Raw genomic sequence first — 22,285 nt, forward strand, 5'->3', positions numbered from 1 at the left:
TGCGCCTGGCTTTTGCTCAGCGCAAGGAGTTGTTGAGCCGCTCCAGCGCCTGGGCACCAGGGCAGAGCTGGGCCGGCCCCAGCGCGTTGAGCGGCCGGTCGCTGGTGTTGAGCGCCGTGTGCAGGTCGGTGGCCAGCGGATCGACGTAGAGCAGGCCCGTCACCACCTCGCCCATCTCGTGGTGCCGCTGCATGTAGGCCATGGCGGCGTAGCGGTCTCCCGGGTTGTAGTCGGGGTGCAGGCTGCGCAGGCGCAGCACCGTGCCGTCGTGCTGGCGAACGTCCATCACTTCGCCCGGCCCCAGGTCGACGGTGATTTCCTCCCGCCCGCTGATGAAGTCGATGCGGCTCACCGCCTCGTTGTGCTCGCGCACGTAGTCGTAGCTCTTGGTGCTGCCCGGGTGGTTGTTGAAGGCCACGCAGGGGCTGATCACATCGATGAAGGCGGAGCCGCCGTGGCTGATCGCACCCTTGATCAGCGGCACCAACTGCTCCTTGTTGCCCGAGAAGCCGCGCCCCACGTAGCTGGCGCCCAACTGCAACGCCATGGCCACCAGATCCAGCGGGTTGTCGGTGTTGACCACGCCCTTCTTGCTTTTGGAGCCCTGGTCGGCTGTGGCCGAGAACTGGCCCTTGGTGAGGCCGTAGACCCCGTTGTTCTCCACGATGTAGGCCATTCGCACACCGCGCCGCATGGCGTGCGCGAACTGGCCCAGGCCGATGGAAGCGGAATCCCCGTCACCCGACACGCCCAGGTAGAGCAGGTCGCGGTTGGCCAGGTTGGCGCCGGTCAGCACACTGGGCATGCGGCCGTGCACCGTGTTGAAGCCGTGCGATGCACCCAGAAAATAGTCCGGCGTCTTGGAGCTGCAGCCGATGCCCGAGAGCTTGGCCACGCGGTGCGGCTCGATGTCCAGTTCCCAGCAGGCCTCGATGATGGCGGCGGAGATCGAGTCGTGGCCGCAACCGGCGCACAGCGTGGAAATCTTGCCCTCGTAGTCGCGCCGCGTGTAGCCGACCTTGTTGGTGGCCAGCGTCGGATGGCGCAGCCGGGGCTTGGCAAGGTAGGTCATGCAGATTCCTTGGTACCGGCGGCGCGTAACGCCTGCGTCTGCTGCACATGCGTGCTGATGGCCTGAACGATGAAGCGCGCGGTAATCGGCGTGCCATCGAAATGCAGCACCCGGATCAGCCGGGCGGGATCGGCGTCCAGTTCGTTGATTAGCAGGCTGCGCATCTGCGCGTCGCGGTTCTGCTCGACCACGAACACCTGCCTGTGTTGCGCCAGGAACTGCACCACGCTGTCCGGAAAGGGAAAGGCGCGCAGCCGCAGCGCGTCCAGATGAATGCCCTGCTCTTCCAGCGTTTCCAGCGCCTCATGCATCGACGGGCTGGTCGATCCGAAATAGATCACGCCCAGGTCGGTCTTCTCGGCGGCAGGCCGGAGCACCGGCTGCGGCACCAGCGTGGCCGCGGTCGCGAACTTCTTCAGCAGCCGTTCCATGTTGTAGATGTAGTCCGGCCCGCGCTCCGAATACCGGGCGTAGGCGTCGCGCGTCGTGCCACGGGTGAAATAGCTGCCCTTGGTCGGGTGCGTGCCCGGCAGCGTGCGCCAGGGAATGCCGTCGCCATCCACGTCCTTGTAGCGGCCGAAGTCGCGGCCCGCCTCCAGCTCTTCGGCGCTCATCACCTTGCCGCGGTCGTAGGCCGCGCTGTCGTCCCAGGCAAAGGGCTCGCACAGGCGCTGGTTCATGCCGATGTCCAGGTCCGTCATCAGGAACACCGGCGTCTGCAGCCGGTCGGCCAGATCGAGCGCCGCCGCCGCATGCTCGAAGCACTCGTGCGGGTCCTGGGGAAACAGCAGCACGTGCTTGGTGTCGCCGTGCGAGGCGTAGGCGCAGCACAGGATGTCGGCCTGCTGGGTTCGCGTCGGCATGCCGGTGGAAGGGCCGCCGCGCTGCACGTTGATGAGCGTGACGGGAATCTCGGCGAAGTAGGCCAGCCCGATGAACTCGGTCATCAGCGAAATGCCCGGCCCCGAGGTGGCAGTGAAGGCGCGTGCGCCGTTCCATCCGGCGCCGACCACCATGCCGATCGAGGCGAGTTCGTCTTCCGCCTGCACGATGGCGAAGCGGTGCTGGCCGGTGGACGGGTCCACGCGGAATTTCGTGCAGTACTTCTGGAAGGCCTCGGCGACCGAGGACGACGGCGTGATCGGATACCAGGCCGCCACCGTGGCGCCGCCATACACGCAGCCCAGCGCTGCAGCGCTGTTGCCATCCACGAAGATGCGGTTGCCTACACGGTCGGCACGCCGCACCTGCAGGCCCACGGGTTCGCGCAGGTTCTCCCTGGCGAAGTCGCAGCCCAGGTGCAGGGCCTGCACGTTGGAGGCCAACAGCTTTTCCTTGCCCTTGTACTGCTCGCCGAACAGCTTTTCGACCACCTCTGGCTCGATGCCGAGCAGGATGGCCAAGGCGCCCACGTAGACGATGTTCTTGAAGAGCTGGCGCTGGCGCGGGTCTTGATAAACGGCGTTGCAGATTTCGGTGAGCGGCATGCCGATCACGCGGATGTCGCTGCGAAATTTCGACGGCGGCAGTGGCCGCGTGCTGTCGTAGAAGAGGTAGCCGCCGGGCTCCAGCTCGGCCAGGTCGGCGTCCCAGGTCTGCGGATTCATCGCCACCATCATGTCGGTGCCTCCGCGCCGCCCCAGATGGCCCTGCTCGGTCACGCGCACCTCGTACCAGGTCGGCAGGCCCTGGATGTTGCTGGGGAAGATGTTGCGTGGGCTCACCGGCACGCCCATGCGCAGGATGGCCTTGGCGAACAGCTCGTTGGCCGAGGCCGAACCCGAGCCGTTGACGTTGGCGAACTTGATGACGAAGTCGTTGACCGCCTCGATCTGTGGAATGGCGCTCATGCAGCCACCCCCTGCCCCGCGGGCGTCATCTTCAGCAGGAACTTCTGCATGTCCCAGGCCCCCGTGGGGCAGCGCTCGGCGCACAGGCCGCAGTGCAGGCAGACGTCTTCGTCCTTGACCATGACGCGGCCTGTCTTGAGCCCACCGGACACATACAGGTCTTGCGCCAGGTTCAGCGCCGGCGCCTTGAGCCGGGGCCGCAGCTCAGCTTCTTCGCCGTTGTCGATGAAGTTGATGCAGTCCATCGGGCAGATGTCCACGCAGGCGTCGCATTCGATGCAGGCGGTCTCGGTGAACACGGTCTGCACATCGCAGTTCAGGCAGCGCTCAGCCTCCTTGAAGGCAGTGGCGGCGTCGAAGCCCAGCTCGACCTCGACACGGATGCTGGCCAGCGCCGTCTCGGCCTTGGCCCAGGGCACCTTGTAGCGCAGGTCGTTGGAGGTGTCGTTGTCGTAGCTCCACTCGTGGATGCCCATCTTCTGCGACACCAGGTTGGTCATGGGCGCAGGGCGCACGTAGACCGGCTCGGCGTGGAGCAGCTTGTCGATCGACACGGCCGCCTCGTGGCCATGGGCCACGGCGGTGATGATGTTCTTGGGGCCGAAGGCCGCATCGCCGCCGAAAAATACGCTGGGCACGCTGGACTGGAAGGTGTTCTTGTCCAGCATCGGCAGGCCCGACTTGTCGAAGTCGATGCCGCAGTCGCGCTCGATCCAGGGGAAGGCGTTTTCCTGGCCCACCGCCACCAGCACTTCGTCGCATTCGAAGAAGGCGTCCGGCTCACCGGTAGGCACCAGCGAACGGCGGCCCTGATCGTCGTACGCGGCCCGGACGATCTCGAAGCGCATGCCCAGCAACCTGCCCTCTTCGTGCACGAAGGCCTTGGGAACGTGGAAGTTGATGATCGGAATGCCTTCGTGCTGGGCGTCTTCCTTTTCCCAGGGCGAGGCCTTCATCTCCTCGAAGCCGCTGCGCACGATGACCTTCACGTCGGTGCCGCCCAGCCGGCGGGCCGACCGGCAGCAGTCCATGGCCGTGTTGCCACCGCCCAACACGATCACCCGCTTGCCTATGCTGCTGACGTGGCCGAAAGACACGGAGTTGAGCCAGTCGATGCCGATGTGGATGCTGGCCGCTGCTTCCTGCCGGCCGGGCATGTCCAGGTCACGCCCGCGCGGCGCGCCGCAGCCGACGAAGATTGCGTCCCAATCCTGCGCCATCAAGGCCTTCATCGAATCGATGCGCTCGCTGCTGCGGAATTCGACGCCCAGGTCCAGGATGTAGCCCGTCTCCTCGTCGATCACCGACTCGGGCAGGCGAAAGCGCGGGATCTGCGTGCGGATGAAACCGCCGGCCTTGGCCTCGCCATCGAACACCGTCACTTCATAGCCCAGCGGCGCCAGGTCGCGCGCGACGGTGAGCGAGGCCGGCCCCGCGCCGATGCAGGCGACACGCTTGCCGTTCTTCGGTGCGAGCTTCGGCATGCGCGCACGCACATCGTCTTTCATGTCGGCCGCCACGCGCTTGAGCCGACAGATCGCCACCGGCTCGGGATCCTTGGCGTTGCTTTCCTCCACCCGCCCGCGCCGGCAGGCCGGCTCGCACGGCCGATCGCAAGTGCGCCCCAGGATGCCGGGAAAGACGTTGGAGACCCAGTTGATCATGTAGGCGTCGCTGTAGCGACCCTGCGCGATCATGCGGATGTATTCAGGAACGGGCGTGTGCGCCGGACAGGCGTACTGGCAATCGACGACCTTGTGGAAGTAGGCCGGATTTGCAATGTTTGTTCGCTGCAATGCGTGTCTCCTGGACGAACGCCCGGGACCCCGGAGGGGCCCGACATGTGGCTTTGGCGCCAGTATGCGCCGCACTGGTGCACGCGCAGCCTTGGTGGAATCCCGCGGTGACGGGACCATCGGGGCGAGATCCGGAAACGAAGGTGCGACCTCTGCGAGAGGCGCATCGCACTGCGAACTATTTTTTATCGAAGTACCGGCTGGGCGCCTCACCCAGCGCGTGCCGGAACACGGTGGCAAAGGCGCTCGGGCTGCTGTAGCCCAAGTCTGCGGCCACCCTCGTGACTGGCTCGCCATGGCCCAAGCGAACCACTGCGGCAAGCAGGCAGGCCTGCTGGCGCCACTCGATGTAGCTGACGCCGGTGTGCTGCCGGAACTGCCGGGTGAATGTGCGGCGGCTCATGCCCGTGCGTGCCGCCATGTCGTCGATGCCGATCTCCAGCGAGGGGTGAATCAGCATCTCCCGACAGGCTTGCGCAAGGCGCGGGTCGGCGGGCAGCGGGGCATTGAGCGACAGTGTCCGCATGTCCGCGATCTCGTGCAGCAAGAGGCCCATCAGATGCGCATCGCGTCCGCCGAGCTTGTACAGCGCAGGTACATCGACGGCTTTTTCCAGCAGTTGACGCAGCAGCGGCGACACGTCGAGCACCCGGCAGTCGTCCGGCAGCCCCAGGCGTTGTGCCGCCTTGCTGCGGACATAGGTGTTGAGCATGGTGACCGCCCCGCGCATCTGCATCGCGTGCGGCAGCCGAGCCGGCACCCAGATGGCACGTTGCGCCGGGACGACCCAGTTGCCTTGGTCGGTGAACACGGTGATCACCCCGCAGGCAGCGTACGCAAACTGTCCACGCGGGTGGCTGTGCGAGGGAAAGAGTTCGCCGTCCGCGTAATCACGGGCTGCCACCACGGCATCGCGCGGTGTTTTTTCGTGGGGATCGGCGTCAGTTTTTCGCATGGCCCATATTTGACATCAGTTGACCCGCCATCGAAGGCGGGCCGAGCCGAAATTCAGCACAGTCACCTTGGCCGACGCCCTCCGCGCCGGCGCACTTGACGCGGAAATACCGACCATGCAAAAGAAACACCTGCTCCTGGCCATTCTCGTGACGGCCGTCTGGGGATTCAACTTTCCAATCACCAAACTTGGCTTGGCCAGAGTCGACCCACTGCTGCTCACCGCCATCCGCTTTACGCTGGCCGCCTTGCCCTTGGTGTTCATCGTCAGGCGCCCGCAGGTCGCCTTCGGATGGCTGGCGGCCTACGGGCTGATCTTCGGAGTGGCGATGTGGGCCTTGATCAACCTGGGCATCGCGTGGGGTGTGCCGCCGGGCAGCGCAGCCTTGCTGATCCAGTTCAGCGCCTTCTTCACTCTGGGCTGGGGGGTGCTGCTGTTCAAGGAAGGACTGAGCCTGCCGCAGGTTGTCGGCCTCGTGCTGGCAGCACTTGGATTGGTGGGCATTCTGTCGGGCCGTTCAGATGGGGCTACCATGCTCGGCTTTTCCCTGGTCATGGTCAGCGCCGTGGCCTGGAGCATCGGCAACATCGTCGTCAAGGTGTCCAGAGTGCGCGAGATCTTCGCCTTCGTGGTCTGGGCCAGCCTGTTCCCGCCGATACCTCTGTTCCTGCTGACCTGGCTGTTCCACGGATCGGCGCCCTACCTCACACTGCTCGAGCATGTCGACGGTGTGGCGGTGTTTTCGCTGCTGTTCCAGGTCTATGGCGCCACCCACTTCTGCTATTGGGGATGGAACCTGCTGCTGCGCGAATACCCGGTTTCGCGCGTGGCACCGCTTTCCCTTCTGATTCCGGTGTTCGGCATCGCTGGCTCCATCCTTATCTTTGGACAGCAGCCAAGTGGTTCCGAGTGGACGTCGATTGCGCTGATCCTGTCCGCGCTGGCGGTCGGACTGGTGAAGGGGCCGTCGGTTCTGGCCAGCAGGACGGGGCAGCGCGCATGAGCGGCGGCTTGTGATGGACGAAGTGCAGGCCAGCATCGGCTGCGGCGTCCAAAGATGATCCACGAAGAAAGCCGCGTGATGGCTGCTCTTTCGAGGTACTTTCAGGGGGAAAGCGTGGTGGTAGGCCGTGATGGGCTTGAACCATCGACCAATGGATTATGAGTCCACTGCTCTAACCAACTGAGCTAACGGCCCACGCGGGCACGATTCTATTCGTGCCGCGCCACCCACCCGCTCACTTGCGGTGGCTCAACGCATTGCCGATCAGCCGCGATGTGATGTCGACGATCTGGATCATGCGTTCGTAAGGCATGCGCGTCGGCCCGATCACGCCCAGTGTGCCGACCACCTGCCCATCGACCTCGTAGTTGGCACTGACGATGGAGAGTTCCTCGAACGGGACCACCTGGCTCTCGCCGCCGATGAAGATGCGCACGCCTTCGGCCTTGCTCGACACATCGAGCAGCCGCATGAGCTGCGCCTTCTGTTCGAAGAGCTCGAAGGCGCGGCGCAGTTGCCCCATGTCGCTGGAGAAATCGCTCACCGCGAGCAGGTTGCGCTCGCCGGAGATCACGACCTCGTCTTCCTGTGCCTCGGTCAATACCTCGGAGCTGACCTGCACCGCCGCCTGCATCAGTGCTGCGATCTCGCCGCGCAGCTTCTCGACCTCGGACTGCAAACGGTCGCGAACCTGCTCGATCGTCAGGCCCGCGTAGTGCGCGTTGATGTAGTTCGAGGCCTCGACCAGTTGCGACTGCGAATAGTCGGCCTCCGGGAAGATCACCCGGTTCTGCACGTCACCATCGGGCGACACGATGATCACCAGCAGCCGGTTTTCGGACAGCCGCAGGAACTCGATCTGCTTGAACACCGACGCGCGCCGAGGCGCCATCACCACACCCACGAACTGCGACAAGTTCGACAGCAGATGGGCCGCGTTGGCAATCACCTTCTGCGGCTGGTCGGGTGCGAGGCTCGGCGTGCTCATCTGCTCGCGCTGGGCCGTCAACATGGTGTCGACGAAGAGGCGGTAGCCGCGATGGGTTGGTACGCGGCCCGCCGAGGTGTGCGGACTGGCAATCAGCCCCAATGCCTCCAGGTCCGACATGACGTTGCGGATGGTCGCGGGCGACAGGTCCAGCCCCGAGGAACGCGATAGCGTGCGTGACCCGACGGGTTGCCCGTCGGCGATGTAGCGCTCGACGAGCGTCTTGAGCAGCAACTTGGCACGGTCGTCCAGCATTGCAAGATTTTAGTGTTGTAATTTGTGAATGACTTCTCGCTTTCGTCACGTCGCCCTGATCGGCAAATACCAGGCATCCGGCGCCCGCGCGCAAGCGGATGCACGCGACGGCGTGATGGAGAGCATCGGCACCTTCCTGGAATCGCAGGGTTGCAAGGTGTTTGTCGAGCGCTCGACCTGCGAGGAAGAAGCCGATGACGGCGCACCGGCCCATCCGCGCTACGAAGCCCTGTCGGTCGAAGAGATCGGCCAGCGCTGCGACCTCGGCCTGGTGGTCGGCGGCGACGGCACCATGCTGGGCATCGGCCGGCAACTCGCCAGCTACGGCATTCCGCTGATCGGCATCAACCGCGGCCGGCTCGGCTTCATCACAGACATTCCGCTCGACAACTACCAGGCCACGCTCATCCCGATGCTGGCCGGCGAGTACGAGGAAGACCACCGCAGCCTGATGCACGCCCAGGTCATGCGCGACGGCGTGTCGGTGTTCGACACGCTCGCCATGAACGACGTGGTGGTCAATCGCGGCGCCACCTCCGGCATGGTCGAGTTGCGCGTGTCGGTGGGCCGCCATTTCGTGGCCAACCAGCGCGCCGATGGCCTGATCATCGCCACGCCCACGGGCTCGACCGCTTATGCGCTGTCTGCCGGCGGTCCTTTGCTTCATCCGGCGGTGCCCGGCTGGGTGCTGGTGCCGATCGCGCCACACACGCTGTCGAACCGCCCCGTGCTGCTGCCCGATGCCGACGAGATCGTGATCGAGCTGGTGGGCGGGCGCGACGCCAGCGCCAATTTCGACATGCAGTCACTGGCCTCCCTCGCGATCGGCGATCGCGTGGTGGTGCGCCGCTCCGACTTCCGGGTGCGCTTCCTGCACCCCCGGGGCTGGAGCTATTTCGACACGCTGCGCAAGAAACTTCATTGGAACGAAGGGGGCTCCTGACATGGCGCTGCGACGCATCGCACTGCGCGACTTCGTGATCGTGCGATCACTTGAACTCGACCTGTCCGCCGGCTTCACGGTATTGACCGGAGAAACCGGCGCCGGCAAATCCATCCTGATCGATGCGCTGCAACTGGCGCTGGGCAACCGCGCCGACGCAGGCGCGGTGCGCGAAGGCGCCGAACGGCTCGACGTGAGCGCCGAATTCGACGCAGACCCGGCCCTTGCCACCTGGCTTGACGAAGGCGGCTTCGAAGCCGGCGACGCGCTGCTGCTGCGCCGCACCGTCGACCTGCAGGGCCGCAGCCGCGGCTGGATCAACGGCAGCCCGGCCACAGCCACGCAACTGCGCGAGCTTGGCGACCGCCTGCTCGACATCCACGGCCAGCACGCCTGGCAAAGCCTGACGCGGCCCGAGGCCGTGCGCGGCCTGCTCGATGCCTATGCGGGCATTCGCACCGACGCGCTCGATGCCGCCTGGCACGGCTGGCGGCAGGCGCTCTCCGCGCTGGAACACGCGCGCTCGGCACAAGACTCGCTGCAACGCGAACGCGAGCGGCTTCAATGGCAGATTGCCGAAGTCGCAAAGCTGGCGCCAGGTGTCGACGAGTGGGAAGAACTCTCGACCAACCACTCGCGCATCTCGAACGCACAGGCCCTGATCGACGCCGCGCAAGGCGCCGGCCAGGCGCTGGAAGACGACGACAACGGCGCGCTGTCCGCGCTCACGCGCGCGGCCACGCTGCTGCAGAACTGCGAGCACATCGAGCCCGAATTCCGATCGCTGGGCGAGGTGCTTGCCTCCTGCGTGGCGCAAGCGTCGGACGCCGCCCATTCGCTGCACGGCTACCTGCGCAATGCCGAAGCCGATCCACAGAGCCTGGCCGAGCTGGACGCACGCATGGGCCTGTGGATGTCGCTCGCGCGTCGCTACAAGCGCACGCCGGCCGAGCTGCCGATGCTGCTGGCCGGTTGGCAGTCCGAACTGCAGGCGCTCGACGCGCAAAGCGATCTCGAAGGCCTGGAGCGCATCGAGCAGAACGCCCAACAGGCTTATATGAAAGAGGCCAAGGCGCTCGGCAAGGCCCGCAAGCAGGCGGCTCCGCGTCTGGCCCAGGCTGTCACGCAGGCCATGCAAGGCCTTGGCATGCAGGGCGGGTGCTTCGAGGTCGAGCTGCAGCCGCTGGCGCAGCCCGGCCGCGCCGGCCTGGAAGACGTGGCCTTTCTCGTGGCCGGCCACACCGGCAGCACGCCGCGCGCCATCGGCAAGGTGGCATCGGGTGGTGAGCTTTCGCGCATCGCACTGGCCATCGCCGTGACGACCAGCCAGCTCGGCGCCGCGCAGACACTGATCTTCGACGAGGTCGATGCCGGCGTCGGCGGGGCCGTGGCTGAAACCGTGGGCCGCCTGATGAAGCAACTGGGCCGCGACCGGCAGGTGCTCGCCGTGACTCACCTGCCCCAAGTGGCCGCCTGCGCCGACCATCACCTCGTGGTGGCCAAGCGCCAGACGGCCGCGGCCGGCAAGGACGGCCCGCGTACCGAGAGCGGCGTTTCGCGGCTCGACAACGACAACCGCGCCAAGGAGATTGCCCGCATGCTGGGTGGCGAAAAGGTCTCGCAGACCTCGCTCGCGCATGCACGCGAAATGCTCGGCCACAAGACTTCGGCGACCGCGCCATGAACCTCGACCTCGTACTCATCACCGGCATGTCCGGCTCCGGCAAGTCGGTGGCCCTGCATGCGCTGGAAGACGCGGGCTATTACTGCGTCGACAACCTGCCGCCCGAGCTGCTGACATCCTTCATCGCGTTGCAGCACGAGCAGCAGGCCACGCGCGTGGCCATTGCGATGGACGTGCGCAGCGGCGTGTCGCTGCCGATCGTTCCGCAGCAGCTCGAAGCGCTGCGGCGCGATGGCATCTCGCTGCGTTCGCTGTTCCTTGATGCAACCACCGACGCCCTGCTGCGCCGCTACTCGGAAACCCGCCGCCGTCACCCGCTTTCGCGCCAGGAAGGCCGCACCGACGTGCCCGACCAGCATCGCGTGCTCACGCAGGCCATCGAGCTCGAACGCGAGCTGCTGGGTGACCTGCGTGACGGTGCCGACGTGATCGACACCAGCCTGATACGGCCGGCCCAATTGCAGAGCTACATCAAGGCCTTGATCTCTGCGCCGCAAAGCGCGTTGACGCTGGTGTTCGAGTCATTCGCCTTCAAGCGTGGCGTGCCGCTCGACGCGGACTATGTGTTCGACGTGCGCATGCTGCCCAACCCGCACTACGTGCCCGCGCTGCGTCCGCTCACGGGCCGCGACGAGCCGGTGATCGAATGGCTGCGCGAGCACGACGACGTGGCACGCATGTACGACGACATCGAGCAGTTCCTGTCCCACTGGCTCGATGCGCTGGCGCGCGACCATCGCAGCTACGTCACGGTGGCTATCGGCTGCACCGGGGGGCAGCATCGTTCGGTGTTCCTGGTCGAGCAACTGGCGCGTTCTTTCGGCGCACGCTGGGGCGCACTCAAGCGCCATCGCGAACTCGACGCAAGCTAGCCGTCAGACAGCGCTGCTGCTCTCCAGCAGCTTGCGCACCGGCGCAGGCAAGCCCAAGCGGGCCCATTCCTCGGCATCGACCCAGCGTGCGGCCTCGCCTTGCGGCTGACTGCCCTGCAGCAGCACGGGATGCATGTGCAGGTCTTTGTGGGTCAGCACGTGCACGAAGGCCGGCAGATCCTGTGCGCCACGCTGCGCGGCGGGCGGCAGTGCTGCAAGCAGATCGTCGCGGCTGTCGAACACCGGCAGGCAATACAGACCCGCCCAGATGCCCTTCGACGGCCGCTTCTCAAGCCACACACGGCCTTCTTCATCGCGGGCGACCAGCACCCAGAGCGACTGGGCACTGCGCTTGAGCTTGCGGGTCTTGACGGGATAGCGCTCCGGCCCGCCTTCACGCAAACCCACGCAGGTCTTGTCGACCGGGCAGATCATGCAGCTCGGCTTGCGCGGCAGGCAGACCGTGGCACCCAGGTCCATCAGCCCCTGCGTGTAGTGCGCGATCGCCTCACGCTGTTCGGCGGGCGGGAGCAGTTGCGTCGCCAGGTCCCACAGCGCGCGCTCCTGGGCCGATGAAGACATGTCGCCGCCGAAGCCGAGCACGCGCGTCAGCACGCGCTTCACATTGCCGTCGAGGATCGCGACCCGCTCGCCGAAGCAGAAGGCGGCAATTGCGGCGGCGGTGGAGCGGCCGATGCCGGGCAAGGTCACCAAATCAGCGGCGGTGCGCGGAAACTCGCCACCGAATCGGGCGACGATGTCCTGCGCACACCGGTGCATGTTGCGCGCGCGGCTGTAGTAGCCCAAGCCGCTCCAGAGACCGAACACCTCGTCTTCCGTGCCTGCAGCGAGCGCCTTCACATCAGGAAAGCGCTCGAGAAAACGCGCGAAGTAGCCGAGCACCGTCGAGACCTGCGTCTGCTGGAGCATCACCTCCGACAGCCACACGCGATACGGGTCGCGGGTGTTCTGCCACGGCAGCTCGCTGCGCCCATGACTGCGCTGCCAGCTCACGATCTGCGCCGCGAAGTCCGGAGGCAGTTTCGAAGAAGTGACAGCCGCCGCGGGGGCGGAACGCTCAAGCCGCACGCAACTCGCCGGCAGCGGCCGCGCCAGGCTGCGGCTTTCCCTGCTGCGTGATCAGCGACGTGAAATCGCGCAGGCGGTGATGAAGCTCGGCCAGGTTGCTTTCCTGTGCGGCGAGTTCAACCAGCCGCTCGTCCAGATTGCCTGCGGCACTTTGGATGCGCTCGATCGCCTCGATGCGCTTGCTGAAGTTGCGGCGGCGCTCCTTGAGCTGCGCATCGATCTGCGCGCTCGCGCCCTTGCTCCAGCGCTCGACTTCCGTCATGGCGGCTTCGTTGACCAACCGCAGCCGGCTGGCCAGCGCGCGAACCAGCTTGTCGCAAAAATCGGCCTGCGCGAGCTTCAGCAAGTTGCCCACGCCCAGGTAGTGGATGTGGCTGCGTTCGATCTGGCTGAGCTCCTGCTCGAAACCCGTCAGGTCGGGCTCGGCCGGCGCCTGCAGGGTGAAGCCCTGCTCGGCATTGAGCTGGCGGAAGGTGGCGTGCAGCATCGACTGGATCTCGGCCGTGGTCGCCTGCACTTCGCGCAGGTTGTTGCGCAGCGAATCGAAAGTCTCCGCATACACCTTGCGGACGTTGAACTTGACGCCGGGACGCTTGAGCGCAGTCGATAACCGCACCATGTCGGCCTTGAGCGCGGTACGGCCGAGCACCGCGTACACCTCGCGCAGCAGCTTGCCCTGCACCGAGCGCAGCGCCAGGATGCGGGTGTTGCTGCCCTCGAACTCTGCGTGTTCCTGGTCGATGCGCGCGCGCATGTGCCGGATCACCGAAACGTTCTTGCCGCGCAACCCCTGCAGTTCGAGCGCCTGCTCGGACAGGTCGCGCTGGCGCACCTTCAGGATGCGTTCGGCCTCGGCGCGCAACGCGGTCATGCCGGCGTCGACGGCGAGCCGCAACATGGTCTCGCGCTTGCCGAGCACGCCTTCGCCCAGCAGGGCTTCGAGCGCCAGCAACCGGCTGGCTTCGAGCAAGGGGCCGTCGCGCTGGATCTTGGCCTGCAGCCCCTTTTGCGCGGAAACCGGCAGCACCTGCGCGAGCGGCACTTCGAGCAAGCGGGCCGCGCTGTCGCGCTGGCGTTCGATCTGCTGCTCGATCTGTGCGGGCGTGCTCAGCGTGTCCCACATGGTGTCGATCTTGTTGAGCACCACGAAGCGCGTGTTGTTGCCTTCGTCCTCGGTGATCAGGTGCTCGCGCCAGATCGACAGATCGGAGCGCGTCACGCCGGTTTCGGCGCCGAGGATGAAGACGACGGCGTGCGCTTGCGGAATCAGGCTCACCGTCAGTTCGGGTTCGGCGCCGATCGCATTCAGGCCGGGAGTGTCGAGAATCACCAGCCCCTGTTCCAGCAGCGGATGGGGCATGTTCAGCACGGCATGGCGCCAGCGCGGAATTTCGACGCGGCCTTCGGCGTTCTGCACCGGGTTGTCGTCGGGCGTGTCGTCGTTCCAGAAGCCCAGGGTTCGCGCTTCTTCCTTCTCGACCCACAGCACCTCGGCCACCTTGCTCATCGCCTGCGCCAGTTGCTCGGCGTTGCCGACGTCGATGGCGATTTCGGTCCAGCGCGTGGACTTTTCACGCCAGTGGGCCAGCGAGTGGGGCTCCAGGCGGGTTTCGATCGGCAGCAGGCGCAGCTTGGGCGCCAGCGCGGCGTCGTAGCCCAGCTCGGTCGGGCACATCGTGGTCCGGCCCGCGCTGGCGGGCATGATGCGCCGCCCGTAGCCGGCGAAAAAGATCGCGTTGATCAGCTCCGACTTGCCGCGCGAGAACTCGGCCACGAACGCGACCATGACCTTGCTGGTGCGGATCTGCGTCTCGAGCCCGCGCAAGCGCTCGGCCACGGACTGGTCGAGCAGCTCGTTCTCGGTCAGCCAGCGGGACAGCCACTGCAGCCGGTGCGCGAAATTGCTCCGCCAGGCACCGTGCTGATCGAGTTGTTGGTTGAAGGAGCGGCTCAAGGGAAATATGTAAGAAACAATTTACAAATATAGCATCGCACGTCGTGCCGCAACCGTTTGCGGGGTATCCGTCGAGGGTGCCCGACGGTTACTTCTGACAATTGGGGCAGTAGTAGGTGGAGCGCTGCCCCTGGCGCAGCAGGCGGATCGGCGTTGCACAAACCCGACAAGGCTCGCCAGCCCGGCCGTAAACAGTCGCTTCCAACTGGAAATAGCCGCCCTGCCCGTCCACGTTCGAGAAGTCGCGCAATGTGCTGCCGCCCTTCTCCACCGCGCGGGCCAGTATTTCGCGCACCGCCGCGTGCAGCTTGGCGGCCCGCGGCCGGGTGATGCGCGCGGCCGAGAGCGTCGGCCGGATGCCGGCCTGGAACAGCGCCTCGGACGCATAGATATTGCCCACGCCCACCACCACGTCGCCGGCCAGCAGCACCAGCTTGATGGCCGCCTTGCGTTTCTTGAGGCCGGCATGGAACGCATCGAGGTCGAAGTCGTCGCCCAGCGGCTCCATGCCCAGGCCGCCGAGCAGCTTGATGGCCCAGGGAGCCTCTTCATGGTCCACATAGACCACGGCGCCGAAGCGGCGTGGATCGTTCAGGCGCAAGGTGCCGCGGTCGGTGACCAGGTCGAAGTGATCGTGCGCGCCGGGCGGCGGCAACACCGCGTCGAAACGCAGGCTGCCCGACATGCCCAAGTGCAGCAGCAGGATGCCGCGATCGAGATCGATCAGCAGGTATTTGCCGCGACGCCGCACCTGGAGCACCCGCCGTCCGACTAGCGTTTCAGGCAACACCATCAGCGCCCAGCGCAAGGGTTTGCCGACGCGCACGGCGTCGATGCGGGCGCCGGCAATGCGGTCGGCAATGCCGCGCCGGGTGACTTCGACTTCGGGTAACTCAGGCATGAAAAGTAAAGCTCCGGCAATCTGCGACGTTGACGAAGCCCCACGCGGCGCTCGTTCAAATGGCTGGATTATTATGGCCAGATGAATCTATCGCCCCGCCGACACCGCCTTGCGGCGGCCGCGTCTCTTGCTCTTCTGGCCTGCGCGGCTCACGCGCAATCTTCTTCAGATCCTGCCGCTGCCGGTAGCCCGACGCCGGTCATCGAACGCTCCGCGCCGCCGAAGCCGGCCGCCCGACCCAGGCCGGCGGCAAGCAAGCAGGCCAGCGACCCCATTCCTCAGCCATCGGCACTGACGGCCGACCTGTTCTACGAAATCCTGATGGGCGAGATGACGGCCCGTTCCGGCGACCCGGGTTCCGGCTACGCGCTGGTACTCGACGCCGCCCGGCGGTTGCGCGACGGCAAGCTGTTCCAGCGCGCCGTCGAGATCGCGCTGCAGTCGCGCTCCGGCGACGCAGCGCTCGCCGCGGCCCGCGCGTGGCAAGAAGCGCTGCCCACTTCGCGCGATGCCCGCCGCATCGAACTGCAGATCCTGATCGCGCTGAACCGCATCAGCGAAACGGTCGAGCCCCTGCGCGCCGAAGTGGCAGCCACCTCGCAGATCGAGCGCCCGCTGCTGATGGCGGTGATCGCGCGCAACTACTCTCGCGCCGCGGACAAGAAGCAGGCCGCCTCGGTGGTCGAACAAGCCTTGGTCGACGAGCTCAAGAGCCCCACTTCGGGCGGACTGGCATGGGCCACTGTCGGCCGCCTGCGCCTCAACGCGGGCGATGCCTCCGGCGCGCTGGACGCGGCGCGCAAGGGCCAGGACATCGATCCGGCATCCGACGCGCCGGCTGCGCTGGCGCTCGAAATGATCGATCCCGGCCAGCCGCTCGCCGAGCCGATCGTGACGCGCTACCTGAGCAACAACCCCAAGGCCACGCCCGACCTGCGCATTGCCTACGCCCGCGTGCTGGTCGAGAACCGGCGCTTTGGCGACGCCACCACGCAACTCCAGGCAGTGACCTCGTCGCGGCCCGAACTCGCCGAGCCGTGGCTGCTGCTCGGCAGCCTGCAGATGCAGGCTAAACAAGACGCAGCGGCCGAAACCTCGATCAAGCGCTTCGTCGACCTGTCGGGCAGCCAGGGCAAGGATGCGGCCGATGCCGCCGAACGCAAGCGCGGCGTATCGCAGGCCTACCTCGCCCTCGCGCAACTGGCGGAACGGCGCAAGGATTTCACGGCCGCCGAGCGCTGGCTGGCCCGTGTCGACGGCCCCGACGAACTGGTGGCCGCACAGAGCCGCCGCGCAGGCCTGCTGGCACGCCAGGGCAAGCTGGCGCAGGCACGCGAAGTCATTCGCAACCTGCCCGAGCGCACGCCCGACGACAAGAAGCAGAAGTTCCTCGCCGAAGTGCAGTTGCTGCGCGACGCGAAGCAATACCAGGCCGCCTACGACATGCTGGCCCAGGCCTCCACAGCCACGCCGGATGACGGCGATCTGGTCTACGACCAGGCCATGATTGCAGAGAAGCTCAACCGCCTCGACGACATGGAACGGTTGCTGCGCCGGCTGATGCAGCTCAAGCCCGACAACCAGAATGCGTACAACGCGCTGGGCTATTCGTTCGCCGATCGCAAGATCCGGCTCGACGAAGCACGCACGCTGATCCAGAAGGCGGTGCAACTGGCGCCTGAAGACCCGTTCATCGCCGACAGCCTGGGCTGGGTCGAGTTCCGGCTCGGCAACACGACCGAGGCCATCCGCATCCTGGAGGCCGCCTACAAGACGCGCCCCGACCCCGAGATCGGCGCGCATTTCGGCGAAGTCCTGTGGAGCACTGGCCAGAAGGACCGCGCGGTCACGATCTGGAAAGAAGCCCTGCTGAGTGACGCCGAGAACGAGACGCTGCAGGAAACGCTCAAGCGCTTGCGGGTCAAGCCATGACCTGCGCTGACGGGGCGCTGAACGGCCGTCGTGCCGTTCTGTCCATGGGCGCAGCGGCTCTTCTTTTGATGGCCGGTTGCGCCCAGCTGTCGGGCGGCTCGTCGGGGCCGAAAACTTCGGACAGCTGGAGCGGCCGCATGTCGCTGCGTATCGAGAGCGAACCGGCGCAGACCTTCGCCGCGCTGTTCGAGTTGCGCGGCTCGGCCGAAGCAGGCGATCTCACGCTCACGACGCCCATCGGCAGCACGTTGGCGCAACTGCACTGGACGCCGGGCGAAGCCCTGCTCAAGGACGGCAACAACACACGGCGCTTCGACTCCGTCGATGCCCTTGTCGAAGCAGCCACTGGCGCCGCCATTCCGGTCGGCGCGCTGTTCGGATGGCTGGAAGGCCGCAACGAGCCCGTGCCCGGCTGGAAACCCGACCTGGCGCAGCTCGGCAGCGGGCGCCTGCAAGCCGTGCGTGAATCACCCGGCCCCAGGGCCGACCTGCGCATCGTGTTCGAGCGGTCATGAAGGCGATCTACGACCTTCCCGCGCCGGCCAAGCTCAACCTCTTCCTGCATATCACCGGCCGGCGCGACGACGGCTACCACCTGCTGCAATCGGTCTTCATGCTGATCGACTGGTGCGACACGCTGCATGTCGAGCTTCGTCGCGATGGCCAACTGAGCCGCGAAGACCTGACGACCGAGTTGCCGGCCGACGACCTGATCCTGCGCGCCGCGCGTGCGCTGCAGGTGTTCGCCGCACCCGGCCAGGGCGCCCACATCTCGGTCGCCAAGCATGTGCCGGCGCAAGCAGGCATGGGCGGTGGTTCTTCGGACGCCGCTACTTGCCTGCTGGCGCTGAACCGCTTGTGGGGCCTGAACCTGCCCCTTGCGCGCCTGGCGCACATCGGACTGAAGCTGGGCGCCGACGTGCCTTTCTTCCTTGCAGGCCGCAATGCATGGGTCGAAGGCATCGGCGAGGAAATTCGTCCGGTTACACTCCCTCCCGCGCACTTCGCGGTGGTCAAGCCGCCCGAAGGACTCGATACCCGATTAATTTTTTCTGCGCCCGATCTTGAACGTGCAACTCCTGTTGCTATAATCTCGGGCTTTGCTGCAGATAGCGAACAGCTTGAAGCTCCAAACTTGGGAAACCAGGTTTTCGACTTCGGCGACTTCGGTCGAAACGACCTGCAGCCGGTTGCTCAGCGGCTTTGCCCCGCGGTCACCGAGGCCATCGAATGGCTCGGCGCCCAAGGATTGAAAGCCCGGATGACCGGCTCCGGAAGTTCAGTGTTCGCAAAGATGCCGCAAGCGCCGCAAGACGCGGAACTGCTCGAAGCCCCCGAAGGCTGGCAGGTTCGTCAATGCAGCAATTTGGCTGTTCATCCTCTCTGGGGGTGGGCAACCTGAAGATAGTCGGACCGTTTGTTCGGTTCGACGCGACATATATCGGTTGGTGGTGAAAACCATCGACCCGTGTAGGGGAGTCGCCAAGCTGGTTAAGGCACTGGATTTTGATTCCAGCATGCAAAGGTTCGAATCCTTTCTCCCCTGCCAAATCTTCAAAGACTGCGGCCCGACGGCCGCAGTCTTCTTTTGCAGCCCACCCGCTGCAATAATCGGCGGCTCACCGGCCGCCACGCATCACAAACCTTTTGGCGGCTTCCTCAGCCAATTCGCACTGCCGGGACGCGCTCATGCAGGCTAATCACCCTGATTTCATGGTTTTCACCGGCAACGCCAATCCAGGCCTTGCCGCGGAAATCGCGCACAACCTCGGCACCTCGCTGGGCGCCGCACGCGTCGGTCGCTTCTCCGATGGCGAAGTCACCGTCGAGATCAACCAGAACGTCCGGGCGCGCGATGTGTTCGTGGTGCAGTCGACCTGCGCACCGACCAACGAAAACCTGATGGAACTGCTGATCATGGTCGATGCGCTCAAGCGTGCTTCGGCCGAGCGGATCAGCGCCGTGATTCCCTATTTCGGCTATGCCCGCCAGGACCGCCGCCCGCGTTCGAGCCGCGTGCCGATCTCGGCCAAGGTCGTGGCCAACCTGCTGGAAACCGTCGGCGTCGAGCGTGTGCTCACGATGGACCTTCACGCCGACCAGATCCAGGGTTTCTTCGACATTCCGGTCGACAACATCTACGCGTCGCCAGTGCTGCTGGGCGATCTGCGCGCCAAGAACTACGAAGACCTGATCGTGGTCTCGCCCGACGTCGGCGGCGTGGTTCGCGCCCGTGCGCTGGCCAAGCAACTGAACTGCGACCTCGCCATCATCGACAAGCGCCGTCCGAAGGCCAACGTCAGCGAAGTCATGAACGTGATCGGCGAGATCGACGGCCGCAACTGCGTGATCATGGACGACATGATCGACACGGCCGGCACGCTGGTCAAAGCGGCCGAAGTGCTGAAAGAGCGCGGCGCCAAGAGCGTCTACGCCTACTGCACGCACCCGATCTTCTCGGGCCCGGCCATCGAGCGCATCACGCAGGGCTCGGCCCTCGACGAAGTGGTCGTGACCAACACCATTCCTCTTTCCGATGCGGCCCTGGGCTGCGGAAAGATCCGCCAGCTCTCCGTGGCACCGCTGATCGCCGAAACGATCCAGCGCATTGCCAAGGGCGAGTCGGTGATGAGTTTGTTCTCGGACCAGGACAACCTGTTCTGATCTGAGCAAAAAGCGGGCTCCTCTCCCCTTTCGGGGCAGGAGCCCTTGTTGAACCGGAGTCTCACTGGTCGCGGTGGACTCTCACAGGAGCTAACTATGAAATTCGTCGCTTTTGAGCGCGCAAAGCAGGGCACGGGTGCGAGCCGCCGTCTCCGCATCTCGGGCAAGACCCCTGGCATCGTCTACGGTGGTGACACCCAGCCGCAACTGATCGAGATCGATCACAACGCGCTGTGGCACGCCCTGAAGAAGGAAGCCTTCCATTCGACCGTGCTCGAAATGGAACTCGGCGACACCACCAGCAAGGTTCTGCTGCGTGACGTTCAGTACCACCCGTTCCGCCAGCTGGTGCAACACATCGACTTCCAACGCGTCGATGCCAAGACCCGCATGACCCTGAAGGTGCCGCTGCACTTCAAGGGCGAAGAAGAATCCGACGCCGTCAAGATCGACCTGAACCTGGTCAATCACGTGACGACCGAACTCGAACTGAACTGCCTGCCGACCGACCTGCCGGAATTCATCGAAGTCGACCTGTCGGGCCTGAAGAAGAACGGCACCGTCACGCTGAAGGACATCAAGCTGCCCAAGGGCGTGAAGTGGGTCAGCCACGGCAAGGTCAATCCGGTGCTGGCTTCGGCCGTGTCGCCGGCGGCTGAAGAAGTCGACGCACCCGTCGAAGGCGCTGCCGACGCAGCTGCCGCAGCACCGGCTGGCAAGGGCGGCAAGCCCGCAGCCAAGACCCCTGCAGCCAAGACGCCCGCTGCCAAGAAGTAATCTCTTCTTCGCAAGCTCGCGAATGAGCCAAAAGGCCCGCCCCGTGCGGGCCTTTTGCTTTTTGGCGGCGGGATAATCCCGGCCATGATCAAGCTTTTCGTCGGCCTCGGAAACCCGGGGCCTGAGTACGAAGCCACGCGGCACAACGCGGGCTTCTGGTGGATCGACGCCCTTGCGCGCGACTGGAAACTCAACCTCGTGCCCGAGCGCGGCTACCACGGCCTTGCGGCACGCGCCAACATCGGCGGCCAGAGCATCTGGCTGCTGGAGCCGCAGACCTTCATGAACCTGTCAGGCAAGTCGGTGGCGGCGCTCGCGCGCTTCTTCAAGATCGCGCCCGAAGAAATCCTCGTGGTGCACGACGAGCTCGACGTGGTGCCCGGCCAGGCCAAGCTCAAGTTCGGCGGCAGCCACGCGGGACACAACGGCCTGCGCGACATCCACGCACAGCTTGGCACCGGCGACTACTGGCGGCTGCGCCTGGGCATCGGGCATCCGGGCGTGAAGTCGGAGGTCGTCAACTGGGTGCTCAAGAAACCGCTGAAGGAACAACGCGAAGCGATCGAGGACGCCATCGTCCGCACGCTGCACGCAGCGCCCGCGCTCGTGGCCGGCGAGATGGAGAAAGCGACCTTGGTCATTCACACGAGCAAACCGCCGCGGCCCAAACCGCCGCGGCGGGAGCCCGGCGAAGGGGGCACGCCTGCCGCCACCTAGCCGGCAACGGGAGCGCAGGGAGGGAGAGAAATAAAAATGAGAAAGAGAAGAGCAAGAGCGGGGAATGTCTGGGTCGCTATATTTTCAATAGCATCCTGTGCTTATTCCCTGGATGTTTCCGCGCAGACATGGCGATGCGGCAACACCTATTCCGATCGCCCCTGCGAAGGCGGCAAGACGGTGAAGGTGGATGACAACCGCAGCGACCAGGACCGCCGGGCTGCCGATGCCGGCACACGCAGCGCCAGAACCCAGGCCGATCAGTTGGAACGCAGCCGGTTGTCCCAGGAGAAAGCGGCCCACGACAGGGACCGCCAGGCCGCGCGGGAAGCGAGAGGCGCAGCCATGGCTGAAAGACGTCTGGCCCTGGCCGAGCAGAAATCGCGGGAGCACGCGAGCAAGATGGCCAGCGAGCCGCGCAAGTCCAGCATGAGTTTCAGCAGCAGCACGCCAAGTACAAAGGCGGCCGGCGATGCGCCGCAGCGCAAGAAGAAAAAGAAGCCGAAGTCCGCCGGCTCAGACGCCGGCTGAGGCCGTCGTCACCTTGATCGCCGTGAGACGCTGGTACTTCTGCATCAACGTCTCGCGGCTTTCCACGTGCTCGGGATTCAGGGGAATGCAGGCCACCGGGCAGATCTGCACGCACTGGGGCTCATCGAAGTGGCCCACGCACTCGGTGCACTTGTGCGGATCGATTTCATAGAAATCGGCGCCCATGTAGATCGCATCGTTCGGGCACTCGGGCTCGCAGACATCACAGTTGATGCATTCGTCGGTGATCATGAGGGCCATGCCCCGATTATCGACGGGTCGGGTGACCGGGCCGGGTCGGG

The 22,285-nt window shown here is 65.6% G+C and carries 20 protein-coding genes and 2 tRNA genes; 12 read left to right on the plus strand and 10 right to left on the minus strand.

Annotated elements, in window-relative coordinates; genetic code table 11:
• Positions 1-16: 16 nt before the first annotated feature.
• From H7F35_RS06215 to H7F35_RS06230, 4 genes are all read right to left on the minus strand, one after another.
• A complete protein-coding gene (locus H7F35_RS06215) occupies positions 17-1,072 on the minus strand; it encodes a 2-oxoacid:ferredoxin oxidoreductase subunit beta (protein WP_187112062.1) in 1,056 nt (351 codons plus the stop codon).
• Positions 1,069-2,922, minus strand: coding sequence for a 2-oxoacid:acceptor oxidoreductase subunit alpha (locus tag H7F35_RS06220; RefSeq protein ID WP_187112063.1), 1,854 nt, complete (start codon positions 2,920-2,922; stop codon positions 1,069-1,071). Before H7F35_RS06220 ends, H7F35_RS06215 begins: the two co-directional genes overlap by 4 nt.
• A complete protein-coding gene (locus H7F35_RS06225; protein WP_187112064.1) occupies positions 2,919-4,718 on the minus strand; it encodes an FAD-dependent oxidoreductase in 1,800 nt (599 codons plus the stop codon). Before H7F35_RS06225 ends, H7F35_RS06220 begins: the two co-directional genes overlap by 4 nt.
• Positions 4,719-4,896: 178 nt before the next feature.
• On the minus strand, positions 4,897-5,673 hold the full coding sequence (locus H7F35_RS06230) for an AraC family transcriptional regulator (RefSeq protein WP_187112065.1): 777 nt from the start codon (positions 5,671-5,673) through the stop codon (positions 4,897-4,899).
• A 67-nt stretch (positions 5,674-5,740) separates the two neighbouring features.
• Between H7F35_RS06230 and H7F35_RS06235 the strand changes: the two genes are divergently transcribed.
• On the plus strand, positions 5,741-6,676 hold the full coding sequence (locus H7F35_RS06235; RefSeq protein WP_261803540.1) for an EamA family transporter: 936 nt from the start codon (positions 5,741-5,743) through the stop codon (positions 6,674-6,676).
• Between the two features lie 118 nt (positions 6,677-6,794).
• On the opposite strand, the gene H7F35_RS06240 is transcribed toward H7F35_RS06235, so the two are convergent.
• Positions 6,795-6,871: transfer RNA gene (locus H7F35_RS06240), tRNA-Ile, on the minus strand.
• A gap of 40 nt (positions 6,872-6,911) precedes the next feature.
• The gene (gene hrcA / locus H7F35_RS06245) at positions 6,912-7,919 is read right to left on the minus strand and encodes a heat-inducible transcriptional repressor HrcA (RefSeq protein ID WP_187112066.1); all 1,008 of its coding nucleotides are present in this window, start codon (positions 7,917-7,919) and stop codon (positions 6,912-6,914) included.
• Between the two features lie 28 nt (positions 7,920-7,947).
• Here hrcA and H7F35_RS06250 point away from each other — a divergent pair, with 28 nt between their 5' ends.
• From H7F35_RS06250 to rapZ, 3 genes are read left to right on the plus strand one after another with little or no spacing between them, the layout of a single operon-like run.
• Positions 7,948-8,862, plus strand: a complete 915-nt coding sequence (locus tag H7F35_RS06250; RefSeq protein ID WP_187112067.1) for an NAD kinase — start codon at positions 7,948-7,950, stop codon at positions 8,860-8,862.
• A gap of 1 nt (position 8,863) precedes the next feature.
• On the plus strand, positions 8,864-10,546 hold the full coding sequence (recN, locus tag H7F35_RS06255) for a DNA repair protein RecN (protein ID WP_187112068.1): 1,683 nt from the start codon (positions 8,864-8,866) through the stop codon (positions 10,544-10,546).
• Positions 10,543-11,418 (plus strand): RNase adapter RapZ, encoded by an 876-nt coding sequence (gene rapZ / locus H7F35_RS06260; protein WP_187112069.1) that lies wholly within the window; start codon positions 10,543-10,545, stop codon positions 11,416-11,418. Before recN ends, rapZ begins: the two co-directional genes overlap by 4 nt.
• A 3-nt stretch (positions 11,419-11,421) precedes the next feature.
• On the opposite strand, the gene mutY is transcribed toward rapZ, so the two are convergent.
• From mutY to mutM, 3 genes are all read right to left on the minus strand, one after another.
• Positions 11,422-12,459, minus strand: coding sequence for an A/G-specific adenine glycosylase (gene mutY, locus H7F35_RS06265; protein WP_187114171.1), 1,038 nt, complete (start codon positions 12,457-12,459; stop codon positions 11,422-11,424).
• A gap of 37 nt (positions 12,460-12,496) precedes the next feature.
• The gene (locus H7F35_RS06270) at positions 12,497-14,461 is read right to left on the minus strand and encodes a dynamin family protein (RefSeq protein WP_187112070.1); all 1,965 of its coding nucleotides are present in this window, start codon (positions 14,459-14,461) and stop codon (positions 12,497-12,499) included.
• Between the two features lie 88 nt (positions 14,462-14,549).
• Entirely contained in the window at positions 14,550-15,362 is an 813-nt protein-coding gene (mutM, locus tag H7F35_RS06275) for a bifunctional DNA-formamidopyrimidine glycosylase/DNA-(apurinic or apyrimidinic site) lyase (RefSeq protein WP_187112071.1), read from the minus strand.
• A gap of 81 nt (positions 15,363-15,443) precedes the next feature.
• On the opposite strand from mutM, the gene H7F35_RS06280 reads away from it, so the two are divergent.
• The 8 genes from H7F35_RS06280 to H7F35_RS06315 all read left to right on the plus strand — a co-directional run bounded on the left by H7F35_RS06280 (position 15,444) and on the right by H7F35_RS06315 (position 21,983).
• Complete coding sequence (locus H7F35_RS06280) at positions 15,444-17,294, plus strand: tetratricopeptide repeat protein (RefSeq protein ID WP_187112072.1); 1,851 nt, start codon at positions 15,444-15,446, stop codon at positions 17,292-17,294.
• A gap of 137 nt (positions 17,295-17,431) precedes the next feature.
• Positions 17,432-17,809, plus strand: coding sequence for a lipoprotein insertase outer membrane protein LolB (locus H7F35_RS06285; protein ID WP_261803541.1), 378 nt, complete (start codon positions 17,432-17,434; stop codon positions 17,807-17,809).
• Positions 17,806-18,696, plus strand: a complete 891-nt coding sequence (ispE, locus tag H7F35_RS06290; RefSeq protein WP_187112074.1) for a 4-(cytidine 5'-diphospho)-2-C-methyl-D-erythritol kinase — start codon at positions 17,806-17,808, stop codon at positions 18,694-18,696. The genes H7F35_RS06285 and ispE overlap by 4 nt, the downstream gene beginning before the upstream one ends.
• Positions 18,697-18,766: 70 nt before the next feature.
• Positions 18,767-18,843, plus strand: a tRNA-Gln gene (locus H7F35_RS06295).
• A gap of 140 nt (positions 18,844-18,983) precedes the next feature.
• Complete coding sequence (locus tag H7F35_RS06300) at positions 18,984-19,958, plus strand: ribose-phosphate pyrophosphokinase (RefSeq protein ID WP_093132507.1); 975 nt, start codon at positions 18,984-18,986, stop codon at positions 19,956-19,958.
• 96 nt (positions 19,959-20,054) lie between these two features.
• Positions 20,055-20,735 (plus strand): 50S ribosomal protein L25/general stress protein Ctc, encoded by a 681-nt coding sequence (locus tag H7F35_RS06305; protein WP_187112075.1) that lies wholly within the window; start codon positions 20,055-20,057, stop codon positions 20,733-20,735.
• An 84-nt stretch (positions 20,736-20,819) separates the two neighbouring features.
• Positions 20,820-21,452 (plus strand): aminoacyl-tRNA hydrolase, encoded by a 633-nt coding sequence (gene pth / locus H7F35_RS06310; RefSeq protein ID WP_187112076.1) that lies wholly within the window; start codon positions 20,820-20,822, stop codon positions 21,450-21,452.
• 180 nt (positions 21,453-21,632) lie between these two features.
• Complete coding sequence (locus H7F35_RS06315) at positions 21,633-21,983, plus strand: hypothetical protein (protein ID WP_261803542.1); 351 nt, start codon at positions 21,633-21,635, stop codon at positions 21,981-21,983.
• Here H7F35_RS06315 and H7F35_RS06320 read toward each other — a convergent pair.
• The gene (locus H7F35_RS06320) at positions 21,969-22,244 is read right to left on the minus strand and encodes a YfhL family 4Fe-4S dicluster ferredoxin (RefSeq protein ID WP_187112077.1); all 276 of its coding nucleotides are present in this window, start codon (positions 22,242-22,244) and stop codon (positions 21,969-21,971) included. The two genes, H7F35_RS06315 and H7F35_RS06320, sit on opposite strands and share 15 nt — an antisense overlap.
• Positions 22,245-22,285: the final 41 nt, after the last annotated feature.

This window comes from Variovorax sp. PAMC26660 (assembly GCF_014302995.1).
GTDB lineage: Bacteria > Pseudomonadota > Gammaproteobacteria > Burkholderiales > Burkholderiaceae_C > Variovorax.